This is a genomic window from Bacillus sp. SH7-1, assembly GCF_008042405.1.
In the GTDB taxonomy this organism is placed as follows: Bacteria; Bacillota; Bacilli; order Bacillales; family Bacillaceae_G; genus Bacillus_A; species Bacillus_A thuringiensis_N.
This window is the reverse complement of record NZ_QNUD01000030.1, coordinates 23,707-46,163: the sequence shown is the minus strand read 5'-3', so window position 1 is coordinate 46,163 and position 22,457 is coordinate 23,707. Positions and strand designations below refer to the sequence as shown.

Below are 22,457 nucleotides of genomic sequence, written 5' to 3'. Positions count from 1 at the left end.
TGGCCTTGTGCGTATTGCACAAGGCCATTTTCAATAGTTTTTAATTAGCAACAATATCCACCATAACCGCCGCCATAACCGCCGTAACCACCATAACCACAACCGCCGCCACCGCCGAAGCAGCTAGCACCGATGATGATTAATAAAATAAACAATACGATTAGAAGCGCAAAACCGCCACCGCACCCATGTCTGCGGTTACAATCATCATGTCTGTGTTCACACTTTTCGCTCATTACTCTATTCCTCCTTTAGTATCATTCATAACAAGTTCACCTTGCTCTAAATGAGGGGATTCCATTTATAGTATGTTTTCAGGGCGAATAGGAAGCTTGGCTTACTTAAAAACGGGCTTGTTTTAGGAATTAGGCTTTATTAAAAAGTGAATTAGCCTTATCCAGATGTAAGCATAAAGCATTTGACATAATCTTAATTTCTTACTAATATCTAATTGAACGATCAATCAATTTTTTGATTATATATTCAAATCATATAAATTAGGAGTTGGATAGCGTGACTGATTCTTTTATTGCAGAGGCTAGGCGTGAACAAATTATTCTTGCATGTATCGATACATTAGAAGAAGTTGGATATAACAACTTAAGCTTAACGAAGGTAGCAAAAAAAGCTAAGATTAGCACTGGACTGATTTCTTATCATTTTAACGATAAGCTTTATCTTATGAATCGGACATTACAATTTTTAGTTGATAAACAACATAAATTTATTAGCAATCGAGTACTATTAGCCCAATCTGAAATAAACAAACTAGAGGCTTTTATTGAAGCACATTTGGCTTATCAAGAAACTCATTACAAAAATAATATTGCCTTAATTGAGATTGTCTTTAATGCAAGAAATGAAGAAAATATCCCTTATTACAGAATCGAAGACGAAGAAGATGATGATGCTCTTAGAACGATGTTATTAGATATTTTGAAGACTGGTCAACAAAATGGAGTGTTTTCTAACTCTTTCCGAATTGACACATTGGCTTCATTTATTTTAGGAGCAATTGAAGAAAGAATGCTGCAGGCGAATTCATCGATATCTATAGAAAATTACTCAGATGAGCTCATAAAAATGGTGAAGAAACTCACTATTTAAATGCCCTGATTTTGAAAAAATATATATTAAGAAAGGATGAACTACAAATGAAAAAGGTATCTGTCATTGGATTAGGTTTTTTAGAAAAATTACTTGCTATAGTAAGTCCAATTCTTTTAGGCGTTATTGGATATTTTTCACCTAAATTAATAGAGATTATAAAAAAGATTCCTCTCTTTTCTGATTCAAAAATTATAGAACTTTTAAATTTTATTAATCCCTTCTGGCTTCCTGTTATCCTCATGCTCATTGGTGTTATTGCAGGAATTTTATTTTCTTTAATTATTTATAGTGAAGCTTTAAAAATGAACATTACTTCGGAAAGCATTCACGTGAATAAGGACGATCAAAAGAAGCAAATTACCAGGTCAAATGTAAAAGCCGTTTTTCTAGATAAGCGTCAAGTGGTTATCATTGATCAAGAAGACCGAGAATGGTTACGTGAAAGATCTGATATAAATCCACTTAAAATTAAAGATATTTTCTTGCTGCACGGTTTTCCATGGGTGGAACAAGATCCTTATAAACAGGACTATAGTCTATGGAAATTAGAGGATGAGCGATTTAGTAAAAATGTAAATACCATTTTGTATGAAAGACGAAATGCCATTCGAGAAGGAAACTCGAAAAAAAAGAAGCATTTACGCAAAGATTTGAATGAACTAGGGGTCTTTGTCAAAGACGAAGGAGAAGATCAGTATATTCGTTCTATTAAGTAATAGAATGACAAAAAGAACAAATATAAAAAAGAGGTCTATCCATAAGTCAGTGAAACCGACTTATAGATAGACCTTTTCTTTTTACAAAAAATTGTTTCGTCTCGCATATTTGTGCAGTTATATAAGAAATTTCAAAATCTATAAATGTGAAAATTATTCCTTACTTTTGAATCCCCTAAAGAAACATATTTAATACAAGTGCAAAACCAAATGCAATAAAGGATAATAATGTCTCCAGTACCGTCCACGTTTTAAACGTTTCCTTCACCGTTAATCCTAAATACTCTTTTACAAGCCAGAACCCTGCATCATTTACGTGAGAAAACATTAATGAGCCTGCACCGGTTGCAATAACAAGCAACTCTAAATTCACACCAGACATGTGCTGAATAACTGGTGAAACAATCCCTGCTGCTGTCGTTAATGCTACTGTAGCTGAACCTGTTGCAATTCGAATTAAACCAGCTACCATGAAAGCTAATACGATTGGTGATAAAGAAATATGTTCTGCCATTTGTGCAATAGCTGTTCCAACGCCGCTTTCAATTAATATTTGTTTAAATCCACCGCCTGCACCAATTATTAAAATAATAGAACCGACAGGCAATAAACTTTCATCTGTTAATTTTTTAATCATCTTTTTATTAATTCCTTGTCTTATTCCAAGTAAATAAAATGCTGCGAAACATGAAATAAGTAAAGCAATTACTGGGCTTCCAATAAATACAAAAAATTCAGTTATCTTTTTCGGTAATGAAATATATGGCGCAACTACTGATAAAATCATCAATACAACTGGTAATAAAATAATAAAGAATGAAACTTTACGACTCGGTAAATCAGTTGAGACAGTCGTAACTCGAATAAGCTCTGGTTCATTTTCAGGTATAACCCTTTTATGTACCCACTTTGCAAATATCGGTCCTGCGATAATGGCTGTTGGTAACGCGATAAGTAATGAATATAAAAGTACCTTTCCTAAGTTCGCGTTATAAATACCGATTGCTGTCATCGCCCCGGGATGTGGTGGCACAAGCCCGTGTACTATCGATAATCCTGCAATAACAGGTAATGCGATTAATAAAATGTTTTGCTTCGTTGTTTTTCGAATCGAGATAACGAGTGGTAATAAAATGACGATTCCAACTTCAAAAAACACGGGAATCCCTATAACAAATCCTGCAAATAACATAGCCCAAGGTAATTTTTTTACGCCGAAAAATCGAATAAAGAAATCTGCAACTTGCATGCCTGCCCCTGAATCAGACATCATTTTCCCTAATATAGTTCCAAGTGCTAAAATGCCAACTAAATGCCCTAGTACACTACCAACACCAGTTTCATAGGCAGCCACTATTTTCGTTAAGTTCAGTCCAGACATAATAGCTAAAAATAAACTCGCAACTGTTAAACTAATAAATGCATGCCACTTCCACCATGATACCCCTAAAATAACAATCGCAATTGCAAGTAACGTGACGATTAATAAGTATATATCCATCTCTCATTCCCCTTACTTTATAAAAAAAGAGGGAAAATCCCCTCTTTTTTATACGTCATAATTCACTACATAATGCTGCATTTCTGTATTGTAGTAGCCTTCGCTATATTCAATTACTTCGCCAACTTCATCGTAAGAATAGCGCATTCGTTTTAATAGCGCTGTGCCCTCTTTTTCACCTAACGCTTCTGCAACGAAACTAGGTCCAAGTCCAACAGCAAATTCATCTCTGAAGTTTTCTAAATGAATGCCTCGGTCTTCAACTAAATCATAAAGCGATTGCAAGTCAAAGTCCGATAAATCTGTACTTGCCATTTTCGCTGAGAAATAGTGCGTATAATGAATGTACGGTGCATCATTTAACGTATATAAACGTTCAATACGAAAACTCTCTTTACCGAATAATCGAAATGGCACTGTTCCTTCTTCATTCTGAACGATTTCTGCTTTTAGCAATTTCTTCTGTACTTTATATCCTTCTTCCACTAACACTTCAGTAAATTTCTTACCCTTTGACAATTTTGTCGCAGAAGTGTTACGGATGACTTTCGTTCCTTTACCGCTTTTCTTTTCCAAATATCCTTCTTGAGCAAGTTCTTTAATCGCATTTCGTACTGTAATTTTACTCACTTTGAACTCTTCTTCTAACTGTGGTTCGGAAGGAATATTCGTATGAATCGCATATACACCATGCAATATTCGATCACGAATAATGTTTTTTATTTGTAAATATAATGGTCCTTTTTTCCTCGTTACGTTCACCGTTACACCCACTACCTTTCTACATCACCTACTGATGCCGTCATTGCTCGAAGTATATCCTTCTCTGATGACATTGGCGTATCACCGACGATTGTATGTGCAAGCATTCCAGCTACTGACGCAAATGAAACAGCTTTCTCTGGTGCAAACTCTTCTATCTCGCCATGAATAATCCCGCTCGTATAAGCATCTCCAGCACCTATTCTATCATATACAGAAAACGTAAGTGTTTTTGCAAAAGTGAACGCACCATCTTTACATATAAATCCGCGAAGCGAGTGTGTATTATCACTATTAATAGAGCGATGTGTACCAGCGATTGTAGCGATATGATACGTTTCAGCTACTTTTGGAAGCAGATCAACAAGTTGTGCTTCTCGCTCCGTTTCTTCTGTTTTCATTCCAAGAACAAACATCGCATCTTTTTCATTCATCATAACGATATCAGCAAGAGCCAGCATTTCTTCATAATGCGGTTTCGCCTGCTCATATCCGTCTTCTTCCCAAAGAGATGGACGATAATTGCAATCAAAAACGACAGTGCCTCCGTTTTCTTTAACTGCTTTCGCTAAAGATTTCATATGATGGCGCACCGTATCATTCATCGCAAGTGTAATCCCGCAAAAATGAACGATATCAATTTCCTTTGCGATTTCTTCAAATTGATACATTTCTTCACATGCCGTATTGAAGCTACTTTCTAATCGATTCGAATATGTAACGCGGCTTGCACGTGCTCCAAATCCATTTTCTAAAAAGTACATGCCGACATATTTACCGCCTCTTGAAACAAGCGAGGTTTGCACACCTAACTTTTGAACGTACGATAATGCCGCATCTCCAACCGAATTTTCCGGTAAAGTTGAAATAAGAAGTCCTTCATGCCCGAGATGAGAAAGCGCGGCTGCAACGTTCACACCTGTACCAGAAAATGAGTATTTTAATGTATTTGCTTGCGACAACAATTCATATCCTGGTACTTGCAGGCGCATCATTACTTCACCAAATGCCGCGATTTTCTTACGCATATTGATCAACTAACTTCTTCACTACTGCTAATAATTCACGAACATCTTCTGTTTTCGTATTGCCAGTCTCTTTATCAATAATAGAAGAGTACACATGCGGGATAACTTGCTCTACGTTTGCTTCAAGCGCAATACGTACAATTGTTTCAAAGTTTTCTTTATCGATTCCGCCCGTTGGCTCTAATGCGAATCCTTCTTCCGCACAAGCTTTCGCAACTGCGCGATATTCTTCTTCATGAGCTAGCCCTTTCATCGGGAAGTATTTCAATGAATTTCCGCCCATATCACGTACAAGTGCGATCGCTGTTTTAATTGGAACGATTGCTTTTTCTTCTCCAGCAGCACTAATTGGACCAGTAGAAATATTTACGTACCCTACTTTTCCTGTTGGGGATACTAAACTATTAATCCAGCTATCTTTTCCGCCAAGATTTGCACGTGTCGCTCCAACTGAAGGGAACACTTGGTTAATATGGCTACCAGGATAATGTTTCACAATTTCAGCTACAACTGCTGCTTGGCGATTATCTCCTGCTCCTAGCCCGATCGATACAGCGTCATCAATTTCTTTTCCGTATGCTTTCATCGCTGTAACTGCTTCTTCTACAGTTGGATAATCCTTTGATAAAACACCCACTACTACATAACCTTCTGCTGCTTCAAAAATATCTTTTGCGTTTTCGATATTGTTCGCTAATACATTTAATGCTACGCGGCCTTTATAAAAACGTTTTTGAATGTTTGTCATTTTAGTTTCCCCCTACAATTTCTCTCAATTTTTCTTCAATCACATGTATGTCATCACCTTGAAGTGGACGTGGATCAATATCAAAGAATCCTTGTCTTACTCCGTAATCACGTGTGTAAATTGCAATTTTCCCTTCGCGTAATGCTGTCACAACGTCTTTTGCCGATTTATTTAACTCTTTTTCGTTAATATGAATACGAGCTCTAAAGATTGCTCTTCCCGCTTCATCTTGAACGATCGTTACATTTACACCGGTTAATTCTTTTAGCGGCATAAGTACTTGTAATAACTCTTTTTCTTGCTCACTCTTATCTTCTTTTACTCCGTACTCATCAAGTGCTTGAAGTAAACCGAAAGTTGTTTCTTTCCCAACTTTCATACTTCTTCCGATACAATGTAATTGTACTTTCAGCCAATCAATATACTTTCTTTTACCGCCAACAATACCAGAAGTAGGTCCTTCAATTGCTTTTGAACCACTATAAATGGCAAGGTCTGAATACTTCACATATTTTTGAATGTCTTCTTCAGCTGCCGCATCGACGATAAGTGGTACGTTATTTCGCTGCGCAACTTCCCATGCTTCTTCAACAGAAATCATATTTTTTTGCACGGCATGATGGGATTTCACATATAGAATCGCTGCTGTATTTTCACCAATCGCATCTTCAATATGCTCTGCTTTCCCTTCATTTGCGTAGCCAACTTCAACGAGCTTACCTCCGCCTAAATAAATCATCGTTTCAACTGGAGCACCGTATTGAACGTTATGACCTTTTAACATGATTACTTCGTTTTTCGCGATGATCTCTTGATGAAGTCTTTCACTTTTACGGCGATTCCCTTCTGTAACGATACCAGCGATAGAAAGCGCAATTCCGCTCGATGCCGAGTTCACAACAACCGCTGCCTCTGCATCTAGAATTCTCGCAATATGGTCTCCTGCTTTATCTACTAAATCAGCAATTTCTACATAATTTTGTCCACCATGTTTCATCGCATCCATAACTGTATCTGTAGGAGCGGATACACCTAAAATACTCATTCTACCGCTCGCATTAATCACTCTTTTTAATCCGTACTTAGCATTCAATGAATGACCCATTGATTACAACCCCTTTCGTATCAATTCTTCTTTCAGCAATGCGCTGATCCCCTTCTGAATCAATTAACGTAACCTTCTCATCTTTCACCGTAAATAAAGTTAAGTTCGCAATATCTCCTTCTTGAATGCGGCCAAGCTCTGGTTTCTTCAGCCATTCTGCTGCATTTTTCGTAACCGCATCAATCACTTCTTCTAGCGGATAACCTAAGTAAAGGAATTTCGAAAGAACGTGAGCCATACTATACACTGGACCGTGTATACGATTCTTCCGGTAAATATCTGTACTAATTGTATGAAAGGAAATATCGTGACGCTTCGCCGCTTCTGCTACTTTAAAAGAAAAACTAGCATTCCCGTGACCAACATCTAAATGTACGCCGCGATTCACTGCATCTAGTAACACAGGTAGCGGTTTGCCTTCTTCATCAAATAAATTATTTTCTTTCCCGTTTAAGTAATGTGTAATCACATCATCCTTTTCTAAAAGAGGTACAACTTCCTCAATGCGAGGAGGTGCTGAACCGATATGTACCATAATCGGTAATGATGTTTCACGGGATAAAGAGCGTGCTACATGCAGCGGTTCAATTCCACTATCACAAACGACGCTTTTACTCATTCTCGCCTTTAATCCAACGATTACATCTTTATACTTTTCTACTGCTTCTATTACTTTCTCTTTATCTATCCATTCCATATTGGATAGTTCATCAATTCGTTTCAAACCGATGCGAGAAATATTTAAAAAGGCAAATAAATTCGTTTTCGCCTGCTCTCTACTTTTTACTAAATCTGCAATGCGATCAGCTCCGCAACTACCTGCATCAACAATTGTCGTTACCCCTTGCTTAACGCCAATTTCATCCACCTCATCGCCATACGGATCAAACTCTGAAAAAGCATGAACGTGTAAATCAATCCAGCCACTCGATACGTAAGTACCTGAGTAATCAAGAACCTTTCCACCCTCGCCAGCACCAGCTTTCGTCACCTGTGCGATTTTATTATTTTCAATTACAATGTCAATCTCTTCCCCGTTCACACGTTTCACATTACGTAGTACGAATCGTTCTGTCATTGTATTTCCACCCTTTTCTATAAGAAGCCATAAGAATACGCTTACATTGAAATTTCATTTTATATGTCTTTCACACGTTTAGCGTAACACAAAAAAAAGAAGAAGTAAATATAACGTTATAATGTTTAAAAGTAAATAAAAAGATGCTGCTCCAAAACGGAACAACCTCTTTATCTATTCCTGAACCGTCACAATAACCCCATCCATATTATTCCCCGAAATTTCATACTGCTTATTCGCTGGAACATTCACTTTCCTATTCCCAGAAACTTTATAATAAGAAACCGTATATTTCGTACCTTCCACATCAGTTGTGATTTCTTTTTGCTCTTTTAAGAAGTCTAAGTATTCCTCTAATGTAATTTTCTCCTTTTGCATAATGGCACTATGCGGTAAGCCGACATAACGAATGTGCCATGGTTCATATTGAATGCCAGTAATATGACTTTTATTTTTCGGATAACGTAATACAAAGCCGTGCTTCCATACGTTCTCTTCAATCCATTTTCCTTCAGGCGCTTTTTCCATTTTCTTTTGCGTTGAACCAACGTCCAGTGATAACCCTAAATTATGTTCACTATATCCTGCTGGGAGTGCATAATCAGATCCCATTTTTTCATATAGCTGTCTTTGCTCTTGGAAATCTCGATAGCCGCTATTCATTAAGAAATGTTGTACGCCATCTTTTCCAGCCGCATCGACAACGTTCAAAAACTTTTTTACAACATTTTTTGATAAACGAAGGTTTCTATCAAATATTACGTAGCCTCTCACTAATTCACTATTATGATTTACATTTATAATATCAGACCTAATACTATCTTTTTTAACTGGATAATCCCTGTTAACTAATAATAAATCGCCCTTATAAATTTGTTCCTTCGTAATCTCTTTCTCCTCGGGATTTGCTGCCTTTACTAGCTCATCTTTCTCGACAATTTTAACGTCGATTTCCTTTTGAAATAACGGTGATATATAAACGCCTACACATACTGTGCACGCTATAAAAAAAGAAATAAATACCCACTTTTTCATTTCTAGTTCCTCCTTAACGTAACTTACGTATAGAATAGAAAAAACTATTAAAATAAAAAGTGGGATAAAGTTTAAATTTTTATTAAATTGTTAAGTTCTCGCCTTTTGGCAATCGCACTTCAAACATTGTTCTAACTACATTACTTTCAACAGAAATTTTCCCATCATGCTGTTCAACAATATTTTTCGCAATAAATAGCCCAAGGCCAGTCCCGCCACGGTTCTCTGACCTCGCTTTATCACCTGTATAAAACATATCAAAAAGATACGGTAGGTCTTCTTCTGGAATGCTATCTCCGTAATTCATAACTTGTACGACAACTTCTCCATTATCGATATACCCATTCAGATCAACAAATTGCCCATCATATCCGTATCGAACAGCATTTGTTAACAAGTTTTCAAATACTCTAGCTAACAATTTTCCATCACCGTTAATCGGCAAATGAGGATCAACATTCAATCTAGCTTCTAAATGGTGTTTTTCTAGTAACGGATACAATTCCTCATCTAGCTGTATAAGCAGCTCACTTATATCAATCGGCTTTTTATTTAGTTGTAACATGCCATAATTCATACGTGTAATTTCAAATAATTCATCAATTAAGCTTTCAAGCCTTTGTGATTTCGTATATGCAATTGTGGAGAAATGTTTAATTTGTTCTTTTGTTAAATTCTCATCTTTAAGAATTAAATCTAAATAACCTAAAACAGATGTTAACGGCGTTCTTAAATCGTGAGCTAAGTTAACAATAAGCTGGTCTTTACTACTTTCCGCAAAGTCTCCTCTTTCCACCGCTTCTTTTAACTTTTCACTCGCAACATTTATTTCACGTGCGATATTTCCAAATTCATCATTTGATGAAACGCGCACTTCATTTGTAAAATCTCCGTTCGCCAAATGATGAATTCCGTTTGAAATCTCATCAAAATATTTTAAATACGGTCTAGTAAGGAAGAAGAAAAACATAATAGACAGAGGTATGAAAATAATTAAAAAGAAATTAACATCCCCAATTTGTCTTATCATAAAACGCAATTGAGCTAACGGATCTTCAAAACGAACGACTGATTTATAATAAATCCGTAACCCTTCATAAATGATATACGTTACACCAGCAGCACATATCATACTTAACGCAAATAGCATAACCATCTTCGAGCGAAAACTTCTGATCTTTTTAGCCATTGAAAGTATACCCTACTCCCCACACTGTTTTTATTAGCTTATCTTTTCTTTTATCTTCCCCAAGTTTTTTCCGCAATGTACGAATATGTACCATAACTGTATTTCCGCCTTCATAATAATCATCTGCCCATACTTGCTGAAAAATATTTTCCACATTGTACACTTTCTTCGGATGGCTCGCTAATAAATATAAAATATCAAACTCTTTCGGTGTTAATTCAACTTGTTCTCCGTACACATTTACTGTTCTTCGCTCAGGATCAATCACGACCCCGCCTACCTCTAAAGCAGATTTACTCTCCGCTACTTTCGGTTGATTTAACGTAAGAAACCTACGCAATTGTGCATTTACGCGCGCAACTAATTCAATCGGTGTAAAAGGTTTCGTCATATAATCATCTGCACCTAATACAAGACCTGTCACCTTATCAAAGTCCGAAGTTTTCGCACTTAAGAAAATGATTGGCATATGGTGCTTCGCGCGAATTTGGCGCGTCACCTCATACCCATCCATTTTCGGCATCATAATATCTAAAACCACTAAGTCGATTGGCTGCGTTTCAATAATATGAATTGCCTCTTCTCCATCAGCTGCCTTCACGACGTGGTACCCTTCTTTTTCTAAATGTATCTCAATTAAATCAGCAATTTCCGCCTCATCATCCGCTATTAAAATTGAAATGCGCTTCATTTTACTCCCCCTTTATACGCTCGATTGTAAACTAGTCTATCCAATTTGTACAATACGAAAAGGTTACTCAGGAGAGTAACCTTAGTGAATGAAATTATATCAGCGATTTTCCAAATATATCGACCACAACTTGAATTATATCGACCGTAACTTGAATTATATCAGCGATTATTGAAATATATCGACTTACCGACAATTAACGACGAAATTCGCCCGCTATTTTAAAGACTCAACCTACCGCTCAAAAACAATCCGCTGCTTCGATATTTCTTCCAATCTTCCGTGGTCAACTTTATACTCAGCATCAACGCTTTGCGGTACAATCACTTTCCCGCCCTCAAGCGTCACTTCCGGCGAAATAATATCCTTCTCCCAATGCCTATTAGAAGCTGATATATCACCAGGAATCGTAAAGTTCGGCAATGAAGCAAGCGCAACATTTTGTGCTCGTGAAATCCCCATCTCTACCATACCACCGCACCAAACAGGGATATTATGCTCCATACAATAATTATGAATTTGAATCGATTCTGTTAATCCGCCCACTCGCCCTGGTTTAATGTTAACGATACGGCAACTGCCAAGTGTAATCGCAACGCGCGCATCTTCTAAACTATGAATACTTTCGTCTAAACAAATCGGCGTTTCAATCTTCTTCTGCAGCTGTGCATGATCAAGAAAATCGTAATCTGCTAGCGGTTGCTCAATCATCATCAATTGGAATTCATCTAGTCGTTTCAGACTCTCCGTATCCGCTAATGTATACGCTGAATTTGCATCAGCCATTAACGGGATATGCGGAAACTCTTTACGTATTTCTTTCAATAACTCGTAATCATGCTCTGGCTTTATTTTTACTTTAAAACGCTCGTATCCTTCTTCTGCGTACTTCTCTATTTGTTTTAACATAACCGGAATCGTATTGATCCCAATTACAACACCGACTTCAATTTCAGTCCTAGTTCCGCCAAGCAATGTCGCTAACGATTTCTTTTGACGCTTCGCATATAAATCCCAAACAGCCCCTTCAATTCCGGCCTTTGCCATTCGGTTTCTTTTTATATGCTGAAACAAACTCGGTATTTCATTCGGATGAGAAATTTCAGCCTTTAATAAATCAGGTAATAAAAAGTCTCGCAGTACATGCAGCGCTGTCTTTACTGTTTCTTCCGTATACCATGGTTCAGAAAAAGCAACGACTTCACCAAATCCAATGCACCCTTCCGTATCTTCTAATTCAATGACGATACTCTCACGCGTTTCATACGTTCCGTAGCTTGCAGCAAACGGGATTACAAGTGGCATTTCCGTTATATAAAGTGTCGCTTTTTTTATCTCCACCTACATCTCCTCCACTAATTGTCTTAACTCTCGTCTTAACAATTTTTTCGAGGCGTTTCTTGGTAATTCCTCTAAGAAACATGCTTTCTTCGGCACCTTATATTTCGCTAATTTCTCCTCGCAAAAATGAAGAATTTCTTCTTCTGTTACCGTCCCGCTTTTTACAACAAAAGCAGCCGGTACTTGTCCCCATTTATCGTCAGTCATACCGACAACACCAGCTTCCGCTACCATCGGGTGAGAAAGCAACACTTCTTCAATTTGAGCCGGATATATATTCTCTCCGCCAGAAATAATTAAATCACTGCGGCGATCTAATACGTATAAAAATCCTTCTTCGTCTAAATAACCGAGATCTCCAGTATGAAGCCATCCGTTTTGAATCGTCTCACGCGTCGCATCTTCACGGTTAAAGTAACCGCCTGTTACGTTTGGCCCTTTTACTACAATTTCGCCTTCCGTACGCGGCGGCACTACTACACCGTCTTTTTCAATACGAAGTTGGCACTGAAATAGTGGCTTTCCAGCTGATCCTACTTTCGTTAACATATAATCTGCGGATAACGTACAAATTTGCGATGATGTTTCTGTCATACCGTACGTTTGATATACAGGAATTCCTTTTTCCACACACGTTTCTAATAACGGTTTCGGCGCTGGTCCTCCGCCAAGTAGCATGCATCGTAAAAAAGAGGGATATGTTCCTTCTCCAAGTCTCTCTAATAAATCAGTTAACATTTTTGATACGACAGAAATAATCGTTACGCCTCTCGTTTGAAGTGCTTTATGAATAAAATCAGCATCATATTTCGGAACGAGTAAAATGCGCATGCCGTACATAATGTTTTTCATTAAAAGAGAAAGACCGCCAACGTGGAACATCGGCATACAAGCTAACCAGCAATCATCATCACGAAGTCCTAAATTAAGCGAAGAACCAACCGCGCTTGCCCAATGATTTCCGTACGTTAAAATAACGCCTTTCGGTTTCCCTGTCGTCCCAGACGTATATATAATTGTCATCGCTTCTTCTAAAAAGAATTCTTCTTGTATAGATGCTTCCGCCTTCGGTCCATTCATCACTTCAGCAAATGAATAGACAGGAACAGCATTAGCATCAAAATCTTGATCCGTCACTAAACAAACAACTTCAGCATCATCCATTTGCCAAAGTAGCTCTTCTCTTGAAAGACGCGTATTTAAAAGTACAGCTACAGCACCTACGTAAGATAGGGCATGAATCACTGTAATCATCTCCATACCATTTTTCATCAGAACAGCCACCTTTTGCCCACGCTTCACTCCTACATGTGTGAGGTGTTCACAAACAGATATTACTTCTTCATGTAGCTGCATAAAAGTAACCTTTTCATCCTTTATTTCAATTGCAGTACGATCTGGTGTTAAAAATGCACGTTGCATTAACCAATTCGGCATCGTCTCCATCACTCATTCTCCTTTCATGAAAGAAAGAGACTTGATATGACATCAAGTCTCTTAGTTGTTTTGTTTCCGGTTTGATCTTTTGGTCTTATCCAGCTGCGCCTCCTAGCCCCTTCCGTCTAAGAACCTTCCGCACGAGAAAGTAAAAAACACTTTCTGTGCGAAAGAACCTTAGCCAACGGGGCTAAACAGTCGGCTCCGCTTTTAAAACATCCAGCTACAGCAGCTAGAATGTTCGGTGGCTTCACTTCTTCCTACGAGGCAAAAAGCGCCTCTAAGTCAGAAGCTCCATCCCCCTCACATTCTAAGCGAGCCGCTTCCGCTTTTGATCAAGGGAAACGAGGGAATTGACCGAAGTCCGGACTGCGTTTTTCTTTGAATGCGTCGCGACCTTCTTTTGCTTCGTCAGTTGTGTAGTACAGTAACGTTGCATCTCCAGCTAGTTGTTGAATACCAGCTAGACCGTCTGTGTCTGCGTTGAATGCAGCTTTTAGGAAACGAAGTGCCATTGGGCTGTTTGCTAAGATTTCTTGTGCCCATTGTACTGTTTCTGCTTCAAGTTGTTCTAATGGTACTACTGTATTTACTAAGCCCATATCAAGCGCTTCTTGTGCGTTATATTGACGGCATAGGTACCAAATTTCACGAGCTTTCTTGTGACCTACCATACGAGCTAGGTAACCAGCTCCGTATCCACCGTCAAAGCTTCCTACTTTAGGACCTGTTTGTCCGAATACAGCGTTGTCTGCAGCAATTGTTAAGTCACATACGATATGAAGTACGTGTCCACCACCAATTGCATAACCTGCTACCATTGCGATAACTGGTTTAGGAATTGCGCGAATTAGACGTTGTAAGTCTAATACGTTAAGACGTGGAATTTGGTCGTCGCCTACATATCCGCCATGACCGCGAACTTTTTGGTCGCCGCCAGAACAGAATGCACGTCCACCTTCACCTGTTAAAATGATAACGCCAACATTTGCATCATCACGAGCATGTGCAAAAGCGTTGATTAACTCCATTACCGTTTTTGGACGGAATGCGTTATGTACTTCAGGACGGTTAATCGAAATCTTTGCGATACCATTGTATGTTGAATAAATAATATCTTCGTAATTGCCTTCTTTTACCCATTCAATAGCCATTACAACTACCTCCTTGTATATTTCTGATCTCCTCTATAAGTGCGTCTTCCCTCTTAGATGAAAAAAGCATCACTGCATAGTTTTTAGAAATCCCTTTACTATTGTATCAAACTTTTCCGGTTGTTCCACATGAATTGCATGGCCAGCACCATCAATTTTGACAAATTTCGCGTCAGAGACGCATTTTTCGATATTTTTTAATATGCGGAAGAACTTTTCATCATGCTCACCGTTTATTAAAAGAACAGGCATTTTTAAGTTTTTCAGCTCATTCCACCATGAAGGCTGAGCCCCTGTTCCCATACCGCGCAAGCTATTTGCGAGCCCTTTTGGATTGTTAGCAAGTCGCTCTTTTCGCACTGCTTCTTGTACGTTTTGTGCTAAACGTTTCTGCGTTTCAAACAGCGGAATACTTTCCCACATCGATACAAAACTTTCGATGCCTTCTCGCTCAATTTTCTGAGCAAGTCGCTCGTCTTTTTCACAGCGTTCTTTTCGCTCATCTTCACTTTCAAGACCAGCTGTACAATTTTCTAATAAAAGAGAACGTACATATTCCGGATATAGACATGCCATCGTAATCGCCAGTCTACCGCCCATTGAATAGCCAAGTATGTGCGCCTTTTCAATATGAAGGTACTCTAGTAGTTCTTTCATTTGCAATGCCGCATTTCGAATATCATAATGCGTCACATCTTCAGGGCCTTCCGTTTTTCCGTGCCCAACAATGTCTACTAAAATAACTTGAAATTGCTCGCTCCAAGAAGGAACAAATGAACGCCACGTTTCCATACTTCCCGTAAAACCATGAAGAAGTAGAAGTGGTTCCCCGCTTCCGACTACTTCATATTCATACGATACACCTTGCAGCGTTACGTTCATTTTGATTCACCTTGCAATGATGTAGTAATTACGTCCTGTGTTTTCGCCCATAATTTGCGGTGCAATATTAAATTTTCATCACGGTTCGTACAAATTTCTACAACGTGTAAACCTTCCGCCCTTGTTCCCTTTTGTACCTCTTCGCGGAATTGCTCCCAACCATTTACACGGCTAAATGAACCACCGTACATGTTGACAACATGCTCATAATCAAGACCAATCGGTGTTCCAAATAACGACTCGAAATGTTCCTTTTTCTCATACTGTGGTAAGAACGAGAAAATACCGCCACCGTCATTATTTACAACGACAATAGTTATATTTAATTCATGTAATTTTGCGGCTAATAATCCGTTTAAATCGTGATAAAATGATAAATCACCGATCACTAATACGAGCGGTTCACAAATAATGCTCGCTCCTAAAGCTGTCGAAATGATTCCATCAATCCCGTTTACACCGCGGTTTGCCATTACTTGAATATTTTTATCCGATGTGAAGAAGAATGAATCTGTATCACGAATTGGCATACTATTACTTGCAAATAACGTTGCTCCTTCTGGTAATACGCGGACAATATCCGTAATAACTTTCCCTTCAAATGCCGTTTCATATGTTTCTATTTCACGAAGCGTTCCCTTCGTTTTTTCGTTTATATGTTTCCACATTCCGAACCAATCATTCTTTTTCATAACTGGCATTTTTTCTATTAGTGCACTGCAAAATGCAATATCACTTGCTTGGACAACTTCTGTTGCAACAAGAGCTGGGTCTCTCCATTGCCCAGATTCATCAACAACGATATGAACGGCTTTCGTTTGTTTTTTGATGAACTGCGTTAATGCTTTCGAAACAGGCATACCGCCAAAGCGAATCATAACTTCTGGCTTCCACGTTTCCTTTAACAGCTCATTTCGTAAAAATGTATCGTAACAGTCGATTACCATCGTTTTATCGTGATGTCCACTACGAATATTAGAAAGTGGGTCCGCTAATATTGGATATCCCGTTTTTTCAGCTAATTCCGCCACAAACGCTGCGATTTCCGAATGACTATCATCTCCACAAATAATAAGCCCCTTTTCCATATGTGAAAGGCGCCCTACAAGAGAGTCTACATATTCACTCGGCATCATCACGTTCCCTTGCTGAACTACTCCTGTATATTCCCCGCGTCCTTTATCCCATAAACTTTCTAATGAGAAGTCCGGGATAAGCGGTTCGCGAACTGGAAAATTAAGATGAACAGGCCCTTGCGGCGCTAAACAAGCACTTGCTATCATGCGTTGCGTCGTCATGCGAGCATAATGATACATCGCTTCACTCGCTTCTGGAAGTGCCATTTCTGTAAATTGCTTCACAAACGTACCGTATAAATTAAATTGATTCATTGCTTGCGGTGCACCGACATCTCTTAATTCATGCGGTCTATCCGCTGTTAAAACGATAAGCGGCACTCGTGAATGAAAAGCTTCACATACAGCTGGATAATAGTTCGCTGCTGCCGTTCCTGACGTACATAATAATGCAACAGGACGTTTTTTCGCTTTTGCGATACCGAGCGCAAAAAATCCTGCGGATCTTTCATCTACATGTAAATATGTGTTCATTCCTTCATGTTGTTCCATTAGTAGAGCTATCGGCGTTGACCGTGAGCCTGGACTAATGACAACATCACATACATTTAGACGCGTCAGTTCATCCACGAACGCGCCTAAATAATATGATAATGCTTCTATATGATTGTTCATTTCATTAATTCCTCCAAAGCACCAAGCATCGGTCTAAACTTCAAACTTGTTTCTTCATATTCAAGCTGCGGTACTGAATCAATTACAATCCCGCAACCGGCAAATAAGGATGCTTTCTCGCCGTTTAATAATCCGCAGCGAAGTGCAACCGCAAATTCACCATTTCCTTCATCATCTATCCAGCCAATCGGTGCACCATATAATCCTCTATCTAACAATTCAACATCACGAATCAGTTTCATCGCTTCCAAACGAGGTGTCCCGCCAAGAGCTGGTGTTGGGTGTAATTCTTCTACCATTGTTAAAAGACTCGCATCGCCTTTTGCCTCTACAGGTGTATATAAATGAATTAAGTTTTTCGTTGTTAATAAGCCCGGACTTTCCGGAATATTAACGGATTCGCAGTGTTCATTTAATACCGACCTGATCATGTTCACAACATAACCGTGCTCAGCTAAATTCTTTTCATCATGAAGAAGCGCATTACTATTTCGCTTACTTTCTTCTATAGATTGACCATGACCAGTTGAACCAGCAAGACACATCGAAGTAAACTTCTCATCTTCTTTGCGAATTAATCTCTCTGGCGTCGCTCCTAAGAAGCATGCTCCTTTATAATCAAAAGAAAATACGTAACAATCCGGTTGTCCAATGCGAAGCGCTTCTAAAACGAGAGCAGAATCAATATGATGATTCATCTCTACTTTTAGCTCCCTCGCTAATACAACCTTCTGCACGTTCCCCTGCTTCATCTCATCTTGCACTTTCTCAATGGCCTTCATCCAGCCTTTCGGATCCACTTCTATTTTAGATGTAACTGTTAATTTTGATCCTTCTAATGCACATTTACTCTCCCCAAAAATTTTCTCTTCTAAAGAAACAATTTCGTTATAAAGAGTTTCTGCACAATCTGTTGCTGAAACGAATGTATTCATTGTTAACCATGCTTTTTCATTTTTTACAGTTAATAAAAATGCCGGTAGTGAAAATGTCGTATCATCAAATTCTTTCCATAAGTCCGTTTTCTCTTTTTCTTGGTCAAATGAAAATCCACCAAATAAAAGAGGACCTGTTCCAAATTCGTATTTTTCTCTTTGTACAAATGCGTTCTTTTTTACTTTATCCCACTCGTCACGAGCCGTTTGAAAGCGTTTGTGAGAAGAGGTTGCTATAGTGAAAACAGAGCCAATTCCAGCAAATATTACATGCTGAGCTGGGTCTGCAAAATAACATCTATTTTCGAATGCAATCCTTTTTCCTGCTGCATAAAACAGAAGCGGATCCATCCAGTCTATTTGTTTTACAAAGCTCACCAATATTTTTTCGTCAGTTGCACGCTTAATGGCCGCACTTAGAACTTCTTGCAAGCCTATTTGTTTCGTTTGAATCACAATTGTCTCCCCCCTATGGGCGAAAAATAGTCATAATTACGCTTGATTTTAAGATACACCTCAAACGAAAGGCCTGTCAACGTTTAGCATTTCTGAGAAATTCACCTTCTCTTCCTAGAAAATAAACGTTGACACTAAATGATGCTTTTTCTACACTTAGTTGTGTACAATATGTGACCAAAGGAGGATTCAACATGGAAATGAACGTCGAAACGAATTCCTCTCCTACGGCGCCAAAGCCAAGTAAGCAAACAGGCTGGCGCATTTGGTGGAGTTTACTACGTCCCCATACATTAACAGCAGCTTTCGTTCCTGTTTTCATCGGAACAGCCTATGCAATGCAGGTCGGAGGTATAAATCAAATACATCTCCCTCTTTTCCTTATAATGCTTCTTGCTTGTCTTCTCATTCAGGCAGCAACAAACATGTTTAATGAATACTTTGATTATAAAAGAGGACTTGATCACGAAGGTTCAGTTGGTATCGGCGGCGCTATCGTTCGCGATGGCATTCAGCCAAAAACAGTACTTAACTTAGCATTTGGATTTTTCGGCATCGCAATACTATTAGGTGTTTATATTTGTATGAATTCTAGCTGGTGGCTTGCGGCAATCGGTCTTGTTTGTATGGCCGTTGCTTACCTTTATACAGGCGGTCCACTTCCAATTGCCTATACACCATTTGGAGAGTTAACAGCCGGATTATTTATGGGTGTCATTATTATTGGGATTTCATTCTTTATTCAAACTGGAACTGTAACATCAGAAGTCATTTTACTATCGATTCCAAGTTCCATTTTAATTGGTGCCATTTTACTAGCCAATAACATTCGTGACTTAGATGGCGATAAAGAAAACGGTCGTAAAACGTTAGCAATTCTCGTGGGACGTGAAAGAGCCGTTGGTGTACTTGCTTCTATGTTCATCGTTTCCTACATTTGGACAATTGCTTTAATTATCGTGGGCATCGTATCACCATGGATGCTTATCGTATTTTTAAGTGCACCGAAAGCATTTAAAGCAACGAAAGGCTTTATCGGCAAAAGCATTCCAATGGAAATGGTACCTGCAATGATTGCAACTGCAAAAACAAATACAATCTTCGGTCTCCTCATGGGAATCGGATTATTGCTTGGATATTTCCTTTAAAAGGAGCTGCTGACGCAGCTCCTTTTTCATATACCAATTTCAGAGGTAAAATTCATCTCATAATTCCTACTCCCAACGCTCATACTATGTAAAGAAACTGAATTGTAGGAAGGTGGACGACTATGTTAACTCCACAACAAATAAATCAATTTAAATCCGTTTTAGAAAAACAAAAACAAGAACTAGAGCAAACGATACAAACACATGAAAATGAAGATCGGGCATCTGAACGCGATTCCGTTGGAGAATTATCTAGCTACGATAATCACCCAGCTGATATGGCAACAGAGCTATATGAACGTGAAAAAGACTTTGGACTTATTGAGCTCTGGCATAAACAGCTAGAAGATACGAAACATGCCCTGCAAAAAATAGAAGCGGGTACGTATGGCATTTGCGAAGTATCTGGCGAAGAAATTCCATTCGAAAGATTAGAAGCAATGCCGACTGCTACAACATGCATACAGCACACAACGAACAAATTAAATATGAATACGCGGCCAGTTGAAGAAGAAGTATTGTCTCTTTCTTTCCAGAAACACGATGAAGATCATTCTGTTGAATACGATGCAGAAGATGCATGGCAAGATGTCGCAAATTATGGAACATCTGAAACACCGTCTGATTTAGAAAGACAAGATTCAAAAAACTATAATGGCATGTACGTAAATAGCGAAGAGAATGTAGGCTACGTAGAGGATTTTGAGAATTTTATCGGTACAGATATGTATGGGAAAAATCCGCAAGTTTTCGCTACGGAAGAGCATGAAGAATATGAACAAATGCTTGATGACTTTGAAGAGCGTACTTTTAAAGGCGAATTATCTTCAAATGAATCTAGCTCTAAAGAATAAAAAAAAGCATTCCGAAAATCGGAATGCTTTTATCGCTAGCTAATTAGTTTTTTGTAACGTTAGCAGCTTGTGGTCCACGGTTACCTTCAACGATTTCGAAAGAAACTTCTTGACCTTCTTCTAAAGTTTTGAATCCGTCACCTTGGATAGCTGAGAAGTGAACGAATACATCGTCTCCACCTTCAACTTCGATGAAACCGAAACCTTTTTCGCCGTTAAACCATTTAACTTTACCTGTTTGCATGTCATGTACCTCCTAAATAAAAATGAAACTATGAATCCACATGAAAAGGTGGATATAAAGGACATGAATGTATAACAAGCTTACAGCCTTTAATTCAACGTGCTTTATTTCCGTACCACATTATGTAGCTCAATAGTGACTTCACTATATCACGCTATATCAAAAACGTCAAATGAGAACACTTTCATTTCATCATTTTTTATAATCCTAGTATAACCTTAAATTTTCATTCTATTTTTATTCGAAAATTAACAAAACTATAGTGTTCTAATTCTTATAATTTCTGTACAATATAATTACTACATATTTATGAGGTGAAAAAAATGCAAGCACATGAAATCGAGTATAAGTTATACGGCGATGATATGCAGTTTGTTGAAATTGAGTTAGACCCAGAAGAAAGCGTTATCGCAGAGGCTGGCGCAATGATGATGATGGAAGATTACATCGAAATGGAAACAATCTTCGGTGATGGTTCTGGCCCATCTGGAGGTTTATTCGGAAAATTAATGGGCGCTGGTAAGCGTCTCGTTACAGGCGAAAGCATGTTTATGACTGTATTTACAAATACAGGTCACGGCAAGCGTCACGTATCCTTTGCTGCTCCTTATCCGGGCAAAATTGTTCCTGTAGATTTAACAGAATATCAAGGAAAAGTAGTTTGCCAAAAAGATGCATTTCTTTGTGCGGCAAAAGGCGTTTCTATCGGAATCGAGTTTACGAAAAAAATCGGAACTGGTTTCTTCGGCGGTGAAGGTTTCATCATGCAGAAACTTGAAGGTGACGGACTTGCTTTCATGCACGCAGGCGGAACCGTATATAAGCGTGAATTGAAACCTGGCGAAAAGCTTCGCATCGATACAGGTTGTCTCGTTGCCATGACAAAAGACGTTAACTACGATGTCGAGTTCGTTGGAAAAGTAAAGACAGCTCTATTTGGCGGCGAAGGTTTATTCTTCGCAACGTTAGAAGGACCTGGAACAGTTTGGATTCAGTCCTTAACACTTAGCCGCTTAGCAGCACGCCTGACAAGCCCAGCAGCACAAAGCAGTGGTGAAGGCAGCGTTTTAGGTGGACTTGGTCGTTTATTAGATGGCAAAGAGTAATGCATAATAGTAGCAGGGATATAACCTAGCCGAACTTTTTGACTAGGTTATATCCTTTTTATTTTTCCTTTCGACGAATACCATGCACTATTATGATGACTTCTCAAATAAAGTGATACTTTATTCAATCCGACTCCTACCTACCTTCTTTGCTCTAGCCGAATTTTGAAGTGGGAGTCTTACTGT

The 22,457-nt window shown here is 38.6% G+C and carries 22 protein-coding genes; 5 read left to right on the top strand and 17 right to left on the bottom strand.

Annotated elements, in window-relative coordinates; genetic code table 11:
- Positions 1–44: 44 nt before the first annotated feature.
- On the bottom strand, positions 45–236 hold the full coding sequence (locus tag DN390_RS22045; RefSeq protein ID WP_001290393.1) for a YjcZ family sporulation protein: 192 nt from the start codon (positions 234–236) through the stop codon (positions 45–47).
- 277 nt (positions 237–513) lie between these two features.
- On the opposite strand from DN390_RS22045, the gene DN390_RS22040 reads away from it, so the two are divergent.
- Both DN390_RS22040 and DN390_RS22035 read left to right on the top strand, forming a co-directional pair.
- Complete coding sequence (locus DN390_RS22040; RefSeq protein ID WP_147808437.1) at positions 514–1,107, top strand: TetR/AcrR family transcriptional regulator; 594 nt, start codon at positions 514–516, stop codon at positions 1,105–1,107.
- A 47-nt stretch (positions 1,108–1,154) separates the two neighbouring features.
- Positions 1,155–1,826 (top strand): YqeB family protein, encoded by a 672-nt coding sequence (locus tag DN390_RS22035; protein WP_147808436.1) that lies wholly within the window; start codon positions 1,155–1,157, stop codon positions 1,824–1,826.
- Between the two features lie 175 nt (positions 1,827–2,001).
- Here the strand turns inward: DN390_RS22035 and gntP are convergent, their stop codons facing one another.
- The 15 genes from gntP to DN390_RS21960 form a co-directional block, all read right to left on the bottom strand.
- Complete coding sequence (gntP, locus tag DN390_RS22030) at positions 2,002–3,327, bottom strand: gluconate permease GntP (protein WP_147808435.1); 1,326 nt, start codon at positions 3,325–3,327, stop codon at positions 2,002–2,004.
- Positions 3,328–3,375: 48 nt separating this feature from the next.
- Positions 3,376–4,101, bottom strand: coding sequence for a GntR family transcriptional regulator (locus DN390_RS22025; protein ID WP_098265902.1), 726 nt, complete (start codon positions 4,099–4,101; stop codon positions 3,376–3,378).
- Positions 4,101–5,117 (bottom strand): sugar kinase, encoded by a 1,017-nt coding sequence (locus DN390_RS22020; RefSeq protein WP_147808434.1) that lies wholly within the window; start codon positions 5,115–5,117, stop codon positions 4,101–4,103. Before DN390_RS22020 ends, DN390_RS22025 begins: the two co-directional genes overlap by 1 nt.
- Positions 5,110–5,865 (bottom strand): 2-dehydro-3-deoxy-phosphogluconate aldolase, encoded by a 756-nt coding sequence (gene dagF, locus DN390_RS22015; protein ID WP_140969995.1) that lies wholly within the window; start codon positions 5,863–5,865, stop codon positions 5,110–5,112. Before dagF ends, DN390_RS22020 begins: the two co-directional genes overlap by 8 nt.
- 1 nt (position 5,866) lies before the next feature.
- On the bottom strand, positions 5,867–6,970 hold the full coding sequence (locus tag DN390_RS22010) for a DgaE family pyridoxal phosphate-dependent ammonia lyase (RefSeq protein WP_147808433.1): 1,104 nt from the start codon (positions 6,968–6,970) through the stop codon (positions 5,867–5,869).
- The gene (locus DN390_RS22005; RefSeq protein ID WP_147808432.1) at positions 6,948–8,048 is read right to left on the bottom strand and encodes an amidohydrolase/deacetylase family metallohydrolase; all 1,101 of its coding nucleotides are present in this window, start codon (positions 8,046–8,048) and stop codon (positions 6,948–6,950) included. The genes DN390_RS22010 and DN390_RS22005 overlap by 23 nt, the downstream gene beginning before the upstream one ends.
- Before the next feature lie 174 nt (positions 8,049–8,222).
- The gene (locus tag DN390_RS22000; RefSeq protein WP_147808431.1) at positions 8,223–9,083 is read right to left on the bottom strand and encodes a M15 family metallopeptidase; all 861 of its coding nucleotides are present in this window, start codon (positions 9,081–9,083) and stop codon (positions 8,223–8,225) included.
- An 82-nt stretch (positions 9,084–9,165) separates the two neighbouring features.
- Positions 9,166–10,272, bottom strand: coding sequence for a sensor histidine kinase (locus DN390_RS21995; protein WP_147808430.1), 1,107 nt, complete (start codon positions 10,270–10,272; stop codon positions 9,166–9,168).
- Positions 10,265–10,963: a response regulator transcription factor gene (locus tag DN390_RS21990; RefSeq protein WP_098951529.1), complete on the bottom strand. Its 699-nt coding sequence runs from the start codon at positions 10,961–10,963 to the stop codon at positions 10,265–10,267. The genes DN390_RS21995 and DN390_RS21990 overlap by 8 nt, the downstream gene beginning before the upstream one ends.
- A 234-nt stretch (positions 10,964–11,197) precedes the next feature.
- Positions 11,198–12,304, bottom strand: coding sequence for an o-succinylbenzoate synthase (menC, locus tag DN390_RS21985; protein ID WP_147808429.1), 1,107 nt, complete (start codon positions 12,302–12,304; stop codon positions 11,198–11,200).
- Positions 12,305–13,750, bottom strand: coding sequence for an o-succinylbenzoate--CoA ligase (locus tag DN390_RS21980; protein ID WP_147808428.1), 1,446 nt, complete (start codon positions 13,748–13,750; stop codon positions 12,305–12,307).
- Between the two features lie 326 nt (positions 13,751–14,076).
- A complete protein-coding gene (menB, locus tag DN390_RS21975; protein ID WP_060632697.1) occupies positions 14,077–14,895 on the bottom strand; it encodes a 1,4-dihydroxy-2-naphthoyl-CoA synthase in 819 nt (272 codons plus the stop codon).
- 69 nt (positions 14,896–14,964) lie between these two features.
- Positions 14,965–15,777: a 2-succinyl-6-hydroxy-2,4-cyclohexadiene-1-carboxylate synthase gene (gene menH, locus DN390_RS21970; RefSeq protein ID WP_147808427.1), complete on the bottom strand. Its 813-nt coding sequence runs from the start codon at positions 15,775–15,777 to the stop codon at positions 14,965–14,967.
- Entirely contained in the window at positions 15,774–17,528 is a 1,755-nt protein-coding gene (menD, locus tag DN390_RS21965) for a 2-succinyl-5-enolpyruvyl-6-hydroxy-3-cyclohexene-1-carboxylic-acid synthase (protein WP_098289049.1), read from the bottom strand. The genes menH and menD overlap by 4 nt, the downstream gene beginning before the upstream one ends.
- The gene (locus tag DN390_RS21960; RefSeq protein ID WP_147808426.1) at positions 17,525–18,919 is read right to left on the bottom strand and encodes an isochorismate synthase; all 1,395 of its coding nucleotides are present in this window, start codon (positions 18,917–18,919) and stop codon (positions 17,525–17,527) included. Before DN390_RS21960 ends, menD begins: the two co-directional genes overlap by 4 nt.
- Positions 18,920–19,113: 194 nt before the next feature.
- Here DN390_RS21960 and DN390_RS21955 point away from each other — a divergent pair, with 194 nt between their 5' ends.
- Positions 19,114–20,067 (top strand): 1,4-dihydroxy-2-naphthoate polyprenyltransferase, encoded by a 954-nt coding sequence (locus tag DN390_RS21955; protein ID WP_000425740.1) that lies wholly within the window; start codon positions 19,114–19,116, stop codon positions 20,065–20,067.
- Between the two features lie 122 nt (positions 20,068–20,189).
- Positions 20,190–20,921 carry a yteA family sporulation protein gene (locus tag DN390_RS21950; protein WP_147808425.1) on the top strand — a complete coding sequence of 244 codons (732 nt, stop codon included), beginning with the start codon at positions 20,190–20,192 and terminating at the stop codon, positions 20,919–20,921.
- 43 nt (positions 20,922–20,964) lie between these two features.
- Here the strand turns inward: DN390_RS21950 and cspD are convergent, their stop codons facing one another.
- Complete coding sequence (gene cspD, locus DN390_RS21945; RefSeq protein WP_001193049.1) at positions 20,965–21,165, bottom strand: cold-shock protein CspD; 201 nt, start codon at positions 21,163–21,165, stop codon at positions 20,965–20,967.
- Between the two features lie 323 nt (positions 21,166–21,488).
- Between cspD and DN390_RS21940 the strand changes: the two genes are divergently transcribed.
- Positions 21,489–22,271 carry a TIGR00266 family protein gene (locus DN390_RS21940; RefSeq protein ID WP_097950316.1) on the top strand — a complete coding sequence of 261 codons (783 nt, stop codon included), beginning with the start codon at positions 21,489–21,491 and terminating at the stop codon, positions 22,269–22,271.
- Positions 22,272–22,457 lie beyond the last annotated feature (186 nt).